At 69.1% G+C, this 14,358-nt stretch carries 15 protein-coding genes; 5 read left to right on the forward strand and 10 right to left on the reverse strand.

What is annotated here, in order from left to right:
- Nucleotides 1-504: 504 nt before the first annotated feature.
- On the reverse strand, nucleotides 505-1,326 hold the full coding sequence (locus B2742_RS13520) for an ABC transporter permease (RefSeq protein WP_292067255.1): 822 nt from the start codon (nucleotides 1,324-1,326) through the stop codon (nucleotides 505-507).
- A gap of 331 nt (nucleotides 1,327-1,657) precedes the next feature.
- Here B2742_RS13520 and B2742_RS13525 point away from each other — a divergent pair, with 331 nt between their 5' ends.
- Complete coding sequence (locus B2742_RS13525; protein WP_292067258.1) at nucleotides 1,658-2,167, forward strand: GcrA family cell cycle regulator; 510 nt, start codon at nucleotides 1,658-1,660, stop codon at nucleotides 2,165-2,167.
- Nucleotides 2,168-2,519: 352 nt separating this feature from the next.
- Here B2742_RS13525 and apaG read toward each other — a convergent pair whose 3' ends face one another.
- The gene (gene apaG, locus B2742_RS13530; RefSeq protein ID WP_292067260.1) at nucleotides 2,520-2,927 is read right to left on the reverse strand and encodes a Co2+/Mg2+ efflux protein ApaG; all 408 of its coding nucleotides are present in this window, start codon (nucleotides 2,925-2,927) and stop codon (nucleotides 2,520-2,522) included.
- A gap of 91 nt (nucleotides 2,928-3,018) precedes the next feature.
- Here apaG and B2742_RS13535 point away from each other — a divergent pair, with 91 nt between their 5' ends.
- Nucleotides 3,019-4,047, forward strand: a complete 1,029-nt coding sequence (locus B2742_RS13535) for a 2'-deoxycytidine 5'-triphosphate deaminase (RefSeq protein ID WP_292067261.1) — start codon at nucleotides 3,019-3,021, stop codon at nucleotides 4,045-4,047.
- A gap of 128 nt (nucleotides 4,048-4,175) precedes the next feature.
- On the opposite strand, the gene B2742_RS13540 is transcribed toward B2742_RS13535, so the two are convergent.
- Together B2742_RS13540 and B2742_RS13545 are read right to left on the reverse strand one after the other, a co-directional pair.
- Nucleotides 4,176-5,459: an MFS transporter gene (locus B2742_RS13540; protein ID WP_292067263.1), complete on the reverse strand. Its 1,284-nt coding sequence runs from the start codon at nucleotides 5,457-5,459 to the stop codon at nucleotides 4,176-4,178.
- A complete protein-coding gene (locus tag B2742_RS13545) occupies nucleotides 5,456-5,926 on the reverse strand; it encodes a cupin domain-containing protein (protein ID WP_292067265.1) in 471 nt (156 codons plus the stop codon). Before B2742_RS13545 ends, B2742_RS13540 begins: the two co-directional genes overlap by 4 nt.
- 48 nt (nucleotides 5,927-5,974) lie before the next feature.
- Between B2742_RS13545 and dapE the strand changes: the two genes are divergently transcribed.
- On the forward strand, nucleotides 5,975-7,135 hold the full coding sequence (gene dapE, locus B2742_RS13550; RefSeq protein ID WP_292067267.1) for a succinyl-diaminopimelate desuccinylase: 1,161 nt from the start codon (nucleotides 5,975-5,977) through the stop codon (nucleotides 7,133-7,135).
- Here dapE and B2742_RS13555 read toward each other — a convergent pair.
- The 3 genes from B2742_RS13555 to B2742_RS13565 form a co-directional block, all read right to left on the reverse strand.
- Nucleotides 7,132-7,269 (reverse strand): hypothetical protein, encoded by a 138-nt coding sequence (locus tag B2742_RS13555; RefSeq protein ID WP_292067269.1) that lies wholly within the window; start codon nucleotides 7,267-7,269, stop codon nucleotides 7,132-7,134. The genes dapE and B2742_RS13555 overlap by 4 nt on opposite strands.
- A gap of 83 nt (nucleotides 7,270-7,352) precedes the next feature.
- Nucleotides 7,353-7,553, reverse strand: a complete 201-nt coding sequence (locus B2742_RS13560; protein WP_292067271.1) for a hypothetical protein — start codon at nucleotides 7,551-7,553, stop codon at nucleotides 7,353-7,355.
- A gap of 3 nt (nucleotides 7,554-7,556) precedes the next feature.
- Complete coding sequence (locus B2742_RS13565; RefSeq protein WP_292067272.1) at nucleotides 7,557-8,873, reverse strand: amidohydrolase; 1,317 nt, start codon at nucleotides 8,871-8,873, stop codon at nucleotides 7,557-7,559.
- A 101-nt stretch (nucleotides 8,874-8,974) separates the two neighbouring features.
- On the opposite strand from B2742_RS13565, the gene B2742_RS13570 reads away from it, so the two are divergent.
- Entirely contained in the window at nucleotides 8,975-10,273 is a 1,299-nt protein-coding gene (locus B2742_RS13570) for an MFS transporter (protein WP_292067274.1), read from the forward strand.
- 46 nt (nucleotides 10,274-10,319) lie between these two features.
- Complete coding sequence (locus B2742_RS13575; protein WP_292067277.1) at nucleotides 10,320-10,754, forward strand: SRPBCC domain-containing protein; 435 nt, start codon at nucleotides 10,320-10,322, stop codon at nucleotides 10,752-10,754.
- An 8-nt stretch (nucleotides 10,755-10,762) separates the two neighbouring features.
- Here B2742_RS13575 and B2742_RS13580 read toward each other — a convergent pair whose 3' ends face one another.
- Genes B2742_RS13580 through B2742_RS13590 form a run of 3 tightly spaced genes read right to left on the reverse strand, consistent with a single transcriptional unit; the run spans nucleotide 10,763 to nucleotide 14,356 of the window.
- Nucleotides 10,763-11,743: a type II secretion system F family protein gene (locus B2742_RS13580; protein WP_292067279.1), complete on the reverse strand. Its 981-nt coding sequence runs from the start codon at nucleotides 11,741-11,743 to the stop codon at nucleotides 10,763-10,765.
- 16 nt (nucleotides 11,744-11,759) lie between these two features.
- On the reverse strand, nucleotides 11,760-12,737 hold the full coding sequence (locus tag B2742_RS13585) for a type II secretion system F family protein (RefSeq protein WP_292067281.1): 978 nt from the start codon (nucleotides 12,735-12,737) through the stop codon (nucleotides 11,760-11,762).
- A 5-nt stretch (nucleotides 12,738-12,742) separates the two neighbouring features.
- The gene (locus tag B2742_RS13590; protein ID WP_292067284.1) at nucleotides 12,743-14,356 is read right to left on the reverse strand and encodes a CpaF family protein; all 1,614 of its coding nucleotides are present in this window, start codon (nucleotides 14,354-14,356) and stop codon (nucleotides 12,743-12,745) included.
- Between the last annotated feature and the right edge of the window lie 2 nt (nucleotides 14,357-14,358).

Here is a 14,358-nt window from a genome sequence, read left to right on the forward strand (position 1 = left end):
GTCAGGGAGGGCGCGGAGCGGCCGGGCCTCGCCCGGTGCTGTTGTGTTGTTACCGTTTCGACGAAGCAGACCGCTCCGCGTAGCCGTTTTCCACGCGCCCCGCCGGCTGGCGGCCGTTCTCGGGCCTCACCGGCTCCCCGACCCGCCCTTGCGGGCGGAGCGGACGGCAGAACGTGCTGATCCAGTCAGTAGCGGTTCCGTCCCAAGGCGCGCGGCGAGCAAACAGAGGCCATCCATCGACCTCCGTGAGGACCCCCGGACTCTCCTCCACCCGGGCTTCATCGCTCGACCACAGCCCGCCGACATCGAGGCGTTGGATCCGACGCCCTCCCCACCGACGGGATGGGCCGGAGTCTAGGACGAGGGCCAGCTATGGCGGGATAAGGACGCTGTAATTTTTGAAAGGCAAGCGGAGTCAGGGGGTTGGCGGGGCGGGATATGCTGGCAATCGGCGGATTGTCAGCGGAGCGTCATCGGTCGGGGTCGCCCTTCGAGAGGCGAGGTTCAGCTCTTCAGCCGCCAGCCGGACTTGAACACCCGCCAGCAGGCCCAGGACATGATCAGGGTGAGGACGGCGCTCATCGCCACGCCGATCCAGACGTCGCCCTCGGCATGGCCGATGAAGCCGTAACGGAAGCCGTCGATCATGTAGAAGATCGGGTTGAAGTGGCTGATCGTCGCGAACGGCTCGGGCAGGTTGTCGACCAGATAGAAGGTGCCGCTGAGGAAGGTCATCGGCATGATCAGGAAATTCTGCACCGCCGCCAGCTGATCGAATTTCTCGGCCCAGAGGCCGGCGAAGACGCCGAGCATCCCCATCATCAGCGATGCCGTCAGGCTGAACCACAGGATGGCGGCGACGTTGGCCACGCCCAGTTTCGCGAACGGCAGGACGCAGACCGCCGTCACCAGGCCGACAGCGATGCCGCGCGTCGCAGCCCCCAGCGAAAAGCCGATGGTCAGTTCGAGCGGGCTGAGCGGAGGGGTCAGGAAGTCGGTCGAGGTGCCCATGATCTTGGCCTGGATCAGGCTGGAAGAGGCGTTGGCGAAGGCGTTGTTGAGGATCGCCATCATGATCAGGCCGGGCGCGACGAACTCGGCGAAGGGCGTGCCGTGCAGGGGCGGCCGCGCGCCCTGCAGGGCCACCACGAAGACCAGCATGTAGAGCAGGGTCGTGACCACGGGCGCCGCCACGGTCTGGGCTCCGACCTTCCAGAAGCGGCGCACCTCGCGCAGGTACAGGGTCTGGACGCCGATCCAGTTGACGCCCTCATAGCTTCGGGGCTGCGGCAGGCCGGCGGGGCGGGTGGAGGCGAGGTCGGTCATGGGGGGCAGATGCGCTGGCGGTGACGGCGGCGCAAGGGGTCGAGGGTCGAGGGTCGAGGGTCGAGGGTCGAGGGTCGAGGCAGGGTGTCGGCAGGCCGCGGAGTTGCAAGGCGGTTGCAGGTGTTGCGGCGGCTAGTCCCTGCTTTGACCCTCGACCCTCGACCCTCATCTCCCCCTCCGCCGTTAACCATCCCTACATCTGGTTCCTGTGGACGGACTGATTCGCACATCTTGCGTCCGTTAGGGGCTCGTTTACGATTAGTGGTAGGTCGAGACCCCGGGAGGGATGTCTGGACCCCATATATTGAATCCGAGACCCGGAGGGTTGGCTATGACCGCAGGCTGGACAGAAGACCGCGTCGGCGCGCTGAAGAAACTCTGGCTTGAGGGCCAGTCGGCCAGCCAGATCGCCAAACAGCTGGGCGGCGGCGTGACCCGCAACGCCGTCATCGGCAAGGTGCACCGCCTCGGCCTGTCGGGCCGGGCCGCCCCGTCGCAGCCGGCCCGCGCCACCTTCCGTCCGTCGCGTCCGCGTCCGGCCCAGCCGACCCAGGCCCCGTCGGCGCCGCGCCGCATCGAGGCCGTGCAGCCGCGCGCTGTGTCGGCCCCGTCGGTTCCGGCCCCGATGCCCGACCTGCCCGGCACGGCCACGGTCATGACCCTGGGCGCCCATATGTGCAAATGGCCGATCGGCGATCCGTCGTCGAACGAGTTCAGCTTCTGCGGCCGCCGCTCGTCGGAAGGCGTCTATTGCGTCGAACACGCCCGCGTCGCCTACCAGCCGCAGGTCAAGCGCGGCGGGGCGACCGATCTGGCCCGCAGCCTGCGGCGGTATATTTAGGGGCGCTATCGCGCGCGTCCCGGCTTTCACCGGGATGACGAACGGTTGCTCGCTGCTTAAGCGCGGTCGGCGATCGTCTCATCGCTCATTAACCAATTCGGCCATACGGCTGTCATGAACGGCTCATAGAGAGCCGCCCTCCGCCTCGAGACCCCACCCGCACGGGGACTCGAGTACTGGGGCGGGGCTGCGGTTATCCGGGTTGACGCAGCCCCTCACCCGCTTCGCGGGTTCGCAGTGATGAGTGGCTAGTGGCCAGTGGCCAGTGATGCTGGCTCTTCGTTAGCGGAAGAGCGGCGCGAACCGCGCCGTCGCACGGGCATTGGCCAGCCACTGGCCACTGGCCACTCCCTCAGTTCAACACCCGCCGGTCGCCCGGCACGTCAAGACTGAACGCCGGAATGGCCGCCTCGAACTCGCGGCCAGTGGCGTCCGTCATCGAATAGCCCCCGACCATCGAGCCTGAGGCCGTGCCCAGCGGGCAGCCCGAGGCATAGGAATAGCTTTCGCCCGGCTGGATGGTCGGCTGTTCGCCGATGACGCCGGGCCCGCGCACCTCCTCGACATGGCCGCGGGCGTCGGTGATGACCCAGCGCCGGGCCATCAGCTGCACCGGGACGCCGGTCAGATTGACGATCTCGACCTGATAGGCCCAGACCCAGCGGCCGCCCTCGGGGTCGGACTGGCCGGCCAGATAGCTGGGCCGGACGCGGACCACGATCCCGTCGGTTTCGGCTTCATAGGCGCGGGCGTCATGCATCCGCCCATGGTCGCGGAACGGGAACCCACGTCAAGCGCCCGCACCCCGCTCGGGAGAGGAGACAGGCGGCGGAATCGTGTAAGCCATGGTCATGCAGTCCATCGAATTCCCCATCCCCGGCATCCTGCCTTGCCAGGCCATCGAGGCCCTGATCGCCGGCGGCGCGATCGCCTCGGACACCCCGTTCGACGCCGATCAGGTGCAGCCGGCCAGTCTGGACCTGCGCCTGTCCGACCAGGCGTGGCGGGTGCGAGCCTCCTTCCTGCCCGGCCGGCGAACGGTGGAGGACCGGATCGCCGACGTTTCCATGCACAGGATCGACCTGTCGGGCGGCGTCGTGCTGGAGCGCGGCTGCGTCTATATCGCCCGGCTGCAGGAGCGGCTGAGCCTGCCGAAGGGCCTGATCGCCCGGGCCAATCCGAAGAGCTCGACCGGGCGGGTCGATGTCTTCGTGCGCCTGCTGACCGACCGCGGCGCGTCGTTCGACGACGTGGCCGAGGGCTATGAGGGGGCGCTGTATCTGGAGATCTCGCCCCAGACCTTCCCCATTCTGGTGCGGCCGGGCACGCGGCTGAACCAGTTGCGGCTCAAGGCCGGCGAACCGCCCAAGCTGGAGACCCGCAGCGTCGGCGTCGAACTGCAGGGCGGCGAGGGGTCCGTGGTCGGCTTCCGCGGACGCCGCCACGCCGGGGTGATCGACCTCGACAACATCGACGGCCACGACCCGCGCGACTTCTGGGAGCCGCTGACCCTGCGGCGCGGCGAACTGCTGCTGGACCCGGGCGAGTTCTACATTCTGGCGTCGTCGGACGACGTCGAGATCCCCGTCGACCAGGCCGCCGAGATGACGCCGATCGACCCGTCGGTGGGGGAGTTCCGGGTGCATTACGCCGGCTTCTTCGACCCCGGCTTCGGCACGGACGAGGCGCATGGCGCGGGGTCGAAGGGGGTGCTGGAGGTGCGCACCCACGACACGCCCTTCCTGCTCGAACACGGGCAGATCGTCGCCCGGCTGGTCTATGAGCCGCTGACCGAGCGGCCGACGCGCCTCTACGGCGAGGGCGGCAGCCACTACCAGCGGCAGGGGCTGAAGCTGTCGAAGCATTTCCGGCCGTGGTGAAGAAGTGACTAGTGGCTAGTGGCTAGTGGCTAGCGATTGCAGCCTCACTGGTTGCGGAAGGGCGGCGCGGTCCGCGCCATCGCACTGGCGTCGGCCAGCCACTAACCACTAGCCACTAGCCACTTCACCTACTCCAGCCGGTCCGCCTTCCTCAGCGCCGGGAACCACCGCGCCCACAGTCCGGTCGCCGCCAGGGCGCCGATGCCGCCGTACACCGCCGCGCCGATGGGGCCGAGGAAGCGCACGGCCACGCCGGAATAGGCCTCGCCCAGTTCGTTCGAGGCGCCGATGAACAGCATGGATACTGACGAGACACGCCCGCGCATGTGATCGGGGGTGGCCAGCTGGATCAGGGTCTGGCGGATGTTGACGCTGATCATGTCCGCCGCGCCGCCGAGGAACAGCACCGCGCCCGACAGCCAGACGCTGGTCGAGAGGCCGAAGGTCAGGGTGCAGACGCCGAACACGGCGACCGAGGCGAACATCCATCGGCCCGCGTGCTGCACGATCGGGAAGCGGCTCAGATACAGGGCCACCAGCAGGGCGCCGGCGCCGAAGGAGGCGCGCAACAGGCCGAAGCCGATCGCGCCGACATGCAGGATGTCGCGGGCGAAGATGGGTGTCAGCAGGGCGACCCCGGCCAGCAGCACGACGATCAGGTCCAGCGAGATCGCGCCGAGCACGATCTTGGTGTTCCAGACATAGGCCAGCCCCTCCTTGACCTGGTCGACAGCGGAGACCCGGTGGGACGAGGGGGCGGGCTTGCCGCTGGTGCGGATCAGCAGCAGGCCGCCGATGGCCACGGCGAACAGGGCCAGGGCCGAGGCATAGGCCAGCGGGATGGAGAAGCCGACGATGACGCCGCCGAGGGCCGGGCCGGCGATGGCGCCGGTCTGGAAGGCGATGGACTGGGCGGCGATGGCGGGCGGCAGGGCGCGGCGGCCGACGACCATGGGCAGGAAGGCCTGGCTGGCCGGGGCGAGGAAGGCGCGGGCCGCGCCGAAGACGGCGGCGACGGCCAGCAGGCCCCACAGCGGCGGGTTTCCGTGCAGGGCCATCAACAGGAAGCCGACGGCGCAGCTCGCCTCGACGATGACGGACAGGGTGACGGTGTTCTTGCGGTCGCGGCGGTCGGCGAGGGCGCCGGCGGGCAGGGTCAGGGCCAGCAGCGGCAGGAACTGGCACAGGCCGACGAGGCCCAGATACAGGCTGGCCTCGGCGATCGGATGGTCGCGGCGGGCGATCTCATAGACCTGCCACAGCAGGGCCGAGGACTGGATCTGGATGCCCAGCACGGCGGCCACCCGCCCGACCCACAGCAGGCGGAAGTCGCGGATGGCCCAGGGGCTGGCGGGGCCTTCGGGCGGGGGCGGGGGCTGGACCGGTTCGGTCGTCTCGAGGGTTTCGGTCACGTGCGGCGGTCGGCCTTCGGGTAGGGCGTCCCGTCGCGGTGGAAATAGCCGCCGGGGCGGAAGACCATGTCGATGTCGGGATAGTCGCCGGCGTCGCCGCCCGGCGTGCGCGTGCCGACCTCGAGCAGCACCGCCTCGGCGCCGGAGCGGTTCTCGATCTTGTGGCCGTTGGGCACGCCGGCCTTGAACCCGGCGCAGTCCCCGGCGCGCAGCACGGTCTCGCCGTCCTCCTCGACCAGAACCACCTCGCCGGACAGGATCCAGACGAACTCGTCCTCGCCCTCATGCCAGTGGCGCTGGCTGGACCAGGCGCCCGCCGGGAGGCGCAGCAGATTGACGCCGAACTGGTCGAGACCGACCGCGTCGCCCAGCCGCCAGCGGCGGCGCGGCTTGCACGGCCCGGCGAATTCCTCGGGATAGGCCGTGCCGTGTCCGGTGGGCGCGGCAGCGATGTCGATCTTCGGCATGGGGAGAAGCCTTCTCGCAATCGTTCGAACCCCGTAAAGCACAGCCTTATGAGCGTCGCATCAACTCCCGTTATCGATCCTGTCGCCCTGACCCGCGACCTGATCCGCAGGCCGTCGGTCACCCCCGCCGACGAGGGGGCGATGGATGTGCTGGAGCGGGTCCTGACCGGGCTGGGCTTCCACTGCCGCCGGATGAAGTTCGAGGATATCGAGAACCTGTACGCCCGGCGCGGGACCGACTCGCCGAACCTCTGTTTCGCCGGCCATACCGACGTGGTGCCGACCGGCTCCGCCGAGGCCTGGTCCTCCGGCCCGTTCGAGGCCGAGGTGAAGGACGGCATCCTGTATGGCCGGGGCGCGGTCGACATGAAGGGCGGCATCGCGGCCTGGGTGGCGGCGGTTTCGCGGGTGCTGGCCGAGGGCGAGGTCCCCGGCAGCCTGTCCTTCCTGATCACCGGTGACGAGGAGGGCCCCGCCCTGCACGGCACCAAACGGGTGGTCGAGGCCCTGATGGCCGAGGGCGAGGTCATCGACGCCTGCGTCGTCGGCGAGCCGTCCTCGCAGCACGCCCTGGGCGACATGATCAAGATCGGCCGGCGCGGCTCGCTGAACAGCTGGATCACGGTCCACGGCAAGCAGGGCCACGTCGCCTATCCGGACCGGGCGGCCAATCCGGTCCCGGTGCTGGCCCGGCTGGTCGCACGTCTCGCCGACCACCGGCTGGACGGCGGCTATGAGGCCTTCCAGCCGTCCAACCTGGAGCTGACCACGCTCGACGTCGGCAATACGGCGACCAATCTGATCCCGGCCGAGGCGCGGGGGCGGCTGAACATCCGTTTCAACCCCAACCACACGGGCGAAAGCCTGATGGCCTGGCTCAACGCCGAGGTGGGCAAGGCCCAGGCCGAAAGCGGGCTGCGGATCGAGCTCGAGCACCTGCATTCGGGCGACGCCTTCCTGACCCAGACCGGACCGTTCGTCACCGGCGTGCAGGACGCGGTCGAGGCCGCCGTCGGCCGCCGGCCCGAAGCCTCAACCACCGGCGGCACCTCGGACGCCCGCTTTATCCGCGCCATGTGCCCGGTGCTGGAGCTGGGCCTCGTCGGCCAGACCATGCACCAGATCGACGAGCGGGCGCCGGTCGCCGAGATCGAGGCCCTGGCCGAGGTGTACCGGACGGTGATCCGGACGTTTTTCGAGCGGGCCTAGACCAGCAGGTCGAGTCCCAGCATCGCGGCGCCGAACATGGCGGCGAAGGCGACGAGGAAGTAGAAGATTTCGCGTCGGCGACTACCCCGACGTTGCAGCGTCATCGGCGGCAGTTGAACGGGCAGATCTCGCATGGGGCCCTCCTGAACGAGCGACGGAGGATGCGCCGCGGTCCTTGCCGGGGGGTTGAGAAACGTGGTTGCCGCGCGCGCCGCCCTCAGTGGGTCGTGGCCTCGAGCCGGGCGATACGCCGGTCCAGTTCCGCGACCATCGCCTCGAGCCGGGCCTGTTCGGATTTCATGTCGACCGGCGCGCCGTCGTCATAGGTGATCTGCGCGCCCTTGCCGATCAGGTCGAGGCGGTAGAGGGCGGTCACGCGCCGCGCCTTCAGCCGCTCCAGTTCGCTGTCGTCGGCCATGGTCTATTCCCGCTCCAGAAACCGGATGGCGCTCAGCACGTGGGCCCGGACGCCCACCGGCAGCACCGCCTCATTGACGTCGAAACCCGGCGAATGGTTCGGCGGCGAGGCAGCCGGATCGACCCCGTCCTTCGAGGCGCCGAGATGGTAGAAGACACCGGGCACCTCCTGCGACAGATAGCTGAAGTCCTCGGCCACGGTGGTGGGCGGGCTGCCCGCGTTGACGTTGCCCGCGCCCGCCGCCTCGGTCAGCACCGGGGCCAGCCAGGCCGACAGGGCCTCGTTGTTGAACACCAGGGCCGCGTTCTGGCGCACCGAGAACTCGGCCGTCGCGCCCCAGGTTTCGGCGACATTGTCGATGGCGATTTCGGCGCGGCGGACGAGGTCGTCCCGCTGGGCGATGTCGAAGGTGCGCAGGGTGCCGGACATCACCGCCTGATCCGGGATGATGTTGTAGCGCACGCCAGCGTCAAGGGTGGCGATGGTGAAGACCGTCGGGGTGGTGGTCGGGTCGATGGTCCGCGCGGTCAGGCCGTTGATCGTCTGCACGATGTCGGCCGAGGCGGCGATGACGTCGACGCCCTTCCACGGCCAGGCCCCGTGGGTCTGGCGGCCGTGCAGGGTGATGTCGATCCGGTCCGACGCCGCCATGAAACCCTGGGGCCGGTAGAAAATGGTCCCCGGCCGCCCCGGCACGACATGCAGGCCGAAGATGGCCTCGGGGCGCGGATCGGCCAGCGCCCCTTCCGCGATCATCAGCCGGGCCCCGCCCATCGGCTCGCCCGGAGGCGCGCCCTCCTCGGCGGGCTGGAAGATGAAGACGACCGTTCCGGGGATATCGGCCTTCATGCCGGCCAGCACCGCGGCGGCGCCCATCAGCATGGCGATATGGGCGTCGTGGCCGCAGGCGTGGGCCACCGGCACCGTATTGCCCATATAGCTCCCCGTGGCGGTCGAGGCGAAGGGCAGGCCCGTGGCCTCCAGCACCGGCAGGGCGTCCATGTCGGCCCTCAGCGCCACGGTTCCGCCGGGCCGGCCGCCGCGCAGGATGCCGACCACGCCGGTCTTGCCGACTTCGGTGCGGACTTCCATGCCCAGCGATCGCAGATGGTCCGCGACCATGGCGGCGGTGCGGGTCTCGGCGAAGCCGAGTTCGGGGTTGGCGTGCAGGTCCCGGCGCCAGGCCACGACCCGGGGCGTCTGCGCCGTCACCGCCGCCTCGATCCGGTCCAGGGCGACGGGTCCGGCCTGGGCGTGGGCCAGGCCGGCGGACAGCGCCAGCGACAGCGTCGAGACGGCGAGCAGGCGGCGAAGGGTCATGGCGCGGTCCCGGGTGGAGGCGCCACCGTCGCGGACCGGAGCGGGTTAGGCAAGGAGGGGTGAGGGATGACGCGCCGCGCCGACAGGCCTAGGCTCCCGCGGTGAATCTTCGCTCGCCCGCCTTCGCCATCCTGTTCTCCGTCAGCCTGATCGCGGCGGCGGGCAACATGGCGCTGCAGTCCGTGCTTCCGGCGATCGGCCGCGAGTTCCGCCTGTCGGACACCCTGGTCGCCGGCGCCTTCGCCATCTCCGCCCTGATGTGGACGATCGCCTCGCCGTTCTGGGCGCGGCTGTCGGACCGGCTGGGCCGCAAGCGGGTCATACTGATCGGCCTGTCCGGCTTCGTCCTGTCCATGAGCGGCTTCGGCCTGGCCGCGACCTCGGGGCTGGAGCAATGGCTGGGCGCGGGGCTGGCCTTCACCCTGATGGCGGTGGCGCGGACCATCTATGGCGTCTTCGGCTCGGCCGCGCCGATCGCGTCCCAGGCCTATGTCGCCGACCGGACCACGCCCGAGCAACGCACCCAGGCCATGTCCCTGCTGGCCTCGGCGCAGGGCCTCGGCACGGTGATCGGGCCCGCCCTCGCGCCCTTCTTCGTCCTGCCGCTCGTGGGCCTGGCCGGGCCGATGTACGCCTTCGCCCTGTTCGGGGCGGTCGTGCTGTTCGTGGTCTGGCGCAAACTGCCCAGCGGCGAGGTCGTGCGCATCCCCTCCCGCAGCGGCCGCCATGACGCCGGCAAGGGCCTGTGGAAGGACCCGCGGGTGCGGGACTATCTGCTGTACGGCCTGCTGGTCACCGGGGCCCAGGCGGTCAACATCTCGGTGCTGGGCTTCCACATCATCGACGAACTGGCCGTGACCGGCATCGCCGCCCGTGACGCCCAGCCCTTCATCGGCATCGCCATGCTGGCCGGCGCGGCGGCCACCCTCATGGTGCAGTGGGGTCTGATCCCGCTGCTGAAACTGCAGCCGGCCGATCTGATGCGGTGGGGCGCCGGCCTGGCCCTGGTCGGCAATCTGATGAGCATCGCCTCGCCCGGCTACTATGGCGTGGTGGTCGGCTATGCGGTCGTGTCGATGGGGATCGGCTTCGCCCGACCGGGCTTTACCGCGGGGTCGTCCCTGTCGGTCGGCCCGCACGAGCAGGGCGCCATCGCCGGGCTGATGATGTCGCTGGCCGGCCTCAGCTTCCTCGGCCCGCCGGTGATCGGGGTGGCACTGTACGAACTGGCCGAGCCTGCCCCCTTCATCGCCAACGCCCTGATGCTTGCCGCGGCGACGGCCCTGTGCCTCCTCAACGCCCGGCTCCGCACGGGCCCGCCCGATCTGCCCGACCGGGACGAAACCCCGTCGCCGGAGACGCCCCCCGCCTCGCAGCCGGGTCCGGAAGGCAACCGCTGAAGCGGCCGCCCTTTTACTGACCGAAAAGCCGTGGCAGATCGGGGCCATGGACATCGCCCGTATCGAACGCCGCATCGGCGTGCGCGCCACCCCCGACCGGATCTGGGACCTGATCGCGGACCTGCCGGGCTGGGATCGCTGGAATCCGGTCGAGACCGGGCTTGAGGGGACCATCGCCTTCGGCGGCGGCATCGCCCTGACTGAGCGGATCGAGGGCCTGCCGGAGCGACGGGCCATGACCCGGGTCGGCGACTGGCAGCCCTATTCCCAGCTGGTCTGGTCCGAGAGCCGCGGCCTGTGGTTCCGGTCGATGCGCTATTTCGAGATCGAGCCGCTGGACAAGCCGGACAGCTGCATCATCGCCAACGGCATCATCTTCTCGGGCCTGCGCGGCGAGATGTTCTTCGACCGGAACCGCAAACATCTGCGGCGCGCCGTCGATGCGGTCGCCGACGCCTGGAAGGCCGCCGCCGAGGCCTAGACCTCAGGTCAGCCGCCCTTGGCCATCGTGTCCTGGATGCTGATGATCGCCGGGGTCAGGATGACGATGAACAACACCGGCAGGAAGAACAGGATCATCGGCACCGTCAGCTTGGCCGGCAGGGCCGCGGCCTTCTTCTCGGCCGCGGACAGGCGCATCTCGCGGTTTTCCTTGGCCATGGTGCGCAGCGCCGTGCCCAGCGGCGTGCCATAGGTCTCGGCCTGGGTCATGGCGGTGGCGACGGATTTCACGCCCGGATGGTTGGTGCGCTTGGCCAGCCCCTCATAGGCCATGCGGCGGTCGGGCAGATAGCTGAGCTCGGCCGACAGCAGGGTCAGCTCCTCGGCCAGGTCGATGGACGAGCCGCCGATCTCCTGGCTGACCTTCTGGATCGCGGCCTCGATCGACATGCCGGCCTCGACGCAGATCAGCAGCAGGTCCAGCGCGTCCGGAAAGGCCTGCATGATCGAGGCGCGGCGTTTGGCGATGCGGTTCGAGAGGAAGATGTTGGGTGCATAGAAGCCGATCACCGCCGCGAACATGCAGGCCGTGACCCGCATCATCACCGACAGCTCGAAATCGTTGACGAGGAACAGGTAGAGGGCCGTCAGCGCCAGCAGGACAAAGGGCATGGAGAAGCGGAAGAAGTAGAAGGTCGTCAGCGGCTTGGGTCCGCGATAGCCGGCCTGCGCCATCTTCTCGGCGACCTTGGGATCTTCCAGCAGGGTGGTCAGGTTCAGCCGCTCGACGACCCGCTTCTTGAAGCCCTCGTCGGTGTGCCGCAGGGTCTGGGTCCCGGAATTCTGGGCGGCGATGGCCTGGCGCGAGCGGCGCTTCAGCTCCTCGCGCCGCACTGCGACAGCCTTCAGCCGGTTCTCGAGCTTCGCCCCGCCGCCGAACGAGCCGGCCAGGGTCACCAGGGTGGCGAACACCAGCACGCCCACGCCGAGGCTGAGCAGGTTCTGCACATTGGTGAAGAAGTCGATCATTGGCTCCGGCCGTCCCCTAGAACTTGAACGAGATCATTTTCTTCATCACGAAGACGCCGAAACCCATCATCGTCATGGCGATCAGCAGCATGAACTGGCCCCGCGGATCGGTGAACAGCTTGGCCATGTAGGCGGGGGTGGTGATGCTGACGAGGATCATCACCGCCGGCGGCAGGGAGCCGATGATGCCGGCCGAGGCGGTGGCCTCGGAGGACAGGGCCTTGATCTTCTCGCCCATCATCTTGCGGGCCCGAAGTACGATCGAGAGGTTGTTCAGGGCCTCGGCCAGGTTGCCGCCGGTCTTCTGCTGGATGGCGATGACGATGGAGAAGAATTTCAGCTCCGGCGTCGGCATGCGCTCGTACATCCGGTCCAGCGCCTGGGCCAGGGTCAGGCCGACGCCGAGGCCCTCGACCAGCTTCTGGAACTCGGGCCCGAGGGGGGCGGGGCTCTCGCGGGCGATGATCTTGAAACAGTCGTGGACCGGCAGGCCGGACTTGATGCCGCGCACGATGACGTCGACCGCGTCGGCGAAATGACTGGAGAATTTCTTCATCCGCCGTTTGCCCAGGAAGCCGACGACCCAGCGCGGCAGGCCCAGACCGAAGACCACGCCCGCGCCGAGGCTGAACAGCGGGTTGAGGCCGAACAGCAGGGGGAACAGCATGGCGACGACGCCCAGCACGCCGCTGATGATCCAGAAGGTCGAGACCTTTGTGGTCAGGCCCGCCTGTTTGAGCTTGGCCGACAGGCTGATACGCGCCTTGCGCTCGGCCCGCTCCGATTCCTGGAGCTGCAGCATGATCTGTTTGCGGCGCGCTTCCGGGGTGTTGGCGGCGGCCGCCCGCTTCGCCGCGGCGTTGTTCTGCTTGGGACCGCCGAAGGTCTGGGCGCGCTTGACCGCCGCCTCGCTGGAATCGCCGCCGCCGACGAAGGCCCAGCCGAGACCGCCGATGGTGATGAAGGCCAGGACCGCCGCGAGGATGGGAAGCATCCGCCCTACTCCGCCGCGTCGAGGGCTTCGGCCAGCTCGCGCTCGAGGCCGTAGTAGCGGGCGCGGTCCCAGAAGCGGGGACGCGCGATGCCGGTCGAACGGTGACGGCCGATGATCTTGCCGTTCTCGTCCTCGCCGGTGATCTCGTAAACGAACAGGTCCTGGGTGACGATCACATCGCCTTCCAGCCCGACCACTTCGGTGATGTGGGTGATGCGGCGCGAGCCGTCGCGCAGACGGGCGGCCTGGATGATGACGTCGACCGAGCCGACGATCATCTCGCGGATGGTCTTCGAGGGCAGGCCGTAGCCGCCCATGGTGATCATCGACTCCATCCGGCTGATGGCTTCGCGCGGGCTGTTGGCGTGCAGCGTGCCCATGGAGCCGTCATGGCCGGTGTTCATGGCCTGCAGCAGGTCGAAGGCCTCGGGGCCGCGGACCTCGCCGACGATGATCCGCTCGGGACGCATCCGCAGGCAGTTCTTCACCAGATCCCGCATGGTGATCATGCCCTGGCCCTCGAGGTTGGGCGGGCGGGTTTCGAGACGGACGACGTGCGGCTGCTGCAGCTGCAGTTCGGCCGCGTCCTCGCAGGTGATGACGCGTTCGGTCGGGTCGATGAAGGCCGTCAGGGTGTTCAGCAGGGTCGTCTTGCCGGAACCCGTGCCGCCCGAGATGACCAGGTTGCAGCGCGAGGCGCCGATGACGCCGAGCACGCGCGCGCCTTCGGGACTGATGGAGGCATACTCCACCAGATTCTTCATCGTCAGCTTGTCTTTCTTGAACTTCCGGATCGTCAGCGTCGGGCCATCAATGGCCAGCGGCGGGGCGATGACGTTGACGCGGCTGCCGTCGGGCAGGCGGGCGTCGCAGATCGGGCTGCTCTCGTCGACGCGGCGGCCGACCTGCGACACGATCCGCTGGCAGATGTTCATCAGCTGGTTGTTGTCGCGGAAGCGGACATTGGTCAGCTGGACCTTGCCGCCGACCTCGATGAACACCCGGCCGGCGCCGTTGACCATGATGTCGGCGATGTCGTCACGCGCCAGCAGCGGCTCCAGCGGGCCATAGCCGAGGACGTCGTTGACGATGTCCTGGACCAGATGCTCCTGCTCGGCCACCGACATGGAGACGTTCTTGATCGCCACCAGTTCGGCGACGATGTCGCGGATTTCTTCCGACGCCGCCTTGGTATCGAGCTGGGCCAGCTGGGCCAGGTCGATGGTGTTCATCAGGGCGTTGAAGATCGTCGTCTTGGTGGCGTGATAATAGTCCGACTGCTCGCGGACGATCTCGGCGACGGCCTGGGCCTTCTTCAGCTGTTCAAAGCCGGGCGTAGCCTTGGGGCCGGGGGCGTTCCGGGCCGGCGCGATCTCGGGCTCGGGCCGGGGCCGCGCCGCCAGCGCATCCAGTCGGTCGGCGGCCGGCGAGGCGGGTTTGGCGGCATAGGATTCCGCCTTGCGCGCGGCCGCCTGCGCCTGGTCGGAATCCGGCTCTCCGCCGAAGGCGAAGGCCTCGACCTGGATGCCCGGCGCAGGCTGCGCGACCGGCGCGGCGGCCGGCGCGGGCCGCGGTGCGGTGGCGATAGTGCCGGGCTGACCTGTGCGCTTGCCGAACACCC

The organism is Brevundimonas sp. UBA7664, from assembly GCF_002483305.1.
In the GTDB taxonomy this organism is placed as follows: domain Bacteria; phylum Pseudomonadota; class Alphaproteobacteria; order Caulobacterales; family Caulobacteraceae; genus Brevundimonas.

What these genes read in the sequence shown, in the direction of transcription:
- B2742_RS13520 (WP_292067255.1), bottom strand. Translation starts at nt 1,326, where the DNA reads ATGACCGACCTCGCCTCCACCCGCCCCGCCGGCCTGCCGCAGCCCCGA.
- B2742_RS13555 (WP_292067269.1), bottom strand. Translation starts at nt 7,269, where the DNA reads ATGCGAGATCTGCCCGTTCAACTGCCGCCGATGACGCTGCAACGTCGG.
- B2742_RS13535 (WP_292067261.1), top strand. Translation starts at nt 3,019, where the DNA reads ATGCAGTCCATCGAATTCCCCATCCCCGGCATCCTGCCTTGCCAGGCC.
- B2742_RS13575 (WP_292067277.1), top strand. Translation starts at nt 10,320, where the DNA reads ATGGACATCGCCCGTATCGAACGCCGCATCGGCGTGCGCGCCACCCCC.
- B2742_RS13525 (WP_292067258.1), top strand. Translation starts at nt 1,658, where the DNA reads ATGACCGCAGGCTGGACAGAAGACCGCGTCGGCGCGCTGAAGAAACTC.
- B2742_RS13545 (WP_292067265.1), bottom strand. Translation starts at nt 5,926, where the DNA reads ATGCCGAAGATCGACATCGCTGCCGCGCCCACCGGACACGGCACGGCC.
- B2742_RS13585 (WP_292067281.1), bottom strand. Translation starts at nt 12,737, where the DNA reads ATGCTTCCCATCCTCGCGGCGGTCCTGGCCTTCATCACCATCGGCGGT.
- dapE (WP_292067267.1), top strand. Translation starts at nt 5,975, where the DNA reads ATGAGCGTCGCATCAACTCCCGTTATCGATCCTGTCGCCCTGACCCGC.
- B2742_RS13565 (WP_292067272.1), bottom strand. Translation starts at nt 8,873, where the DNA reads ATGACCCTTCGCCGCCTGCTCGCCGTCTCGACGCTGTCGCTGGCGCTG.
- apaG (WP_292067260.1), bottom strand. Translation starts at nt 2,927, where the DNA reads ATGCATGACGCCCGCGCCTATGAAGCCGAAACCGACGGGATCGTGGTC.
- B2742_RS13580 (WP_292067279.1), bottom strand. Translation starts at nt 11,743, where the DNA reads ATGATCGACTTCTTCACCAATGTGCAGAACCTGCTCAGCCTCGGCGTG.
- B2742_RS13560 (WP_292067271.1), bottom strand. Translation starts at nt 7,553, where the DNA reads ATGGCCGACGACAGCGAACTGGAGCGGCTGAAGGCGCGGCGCGTGACC.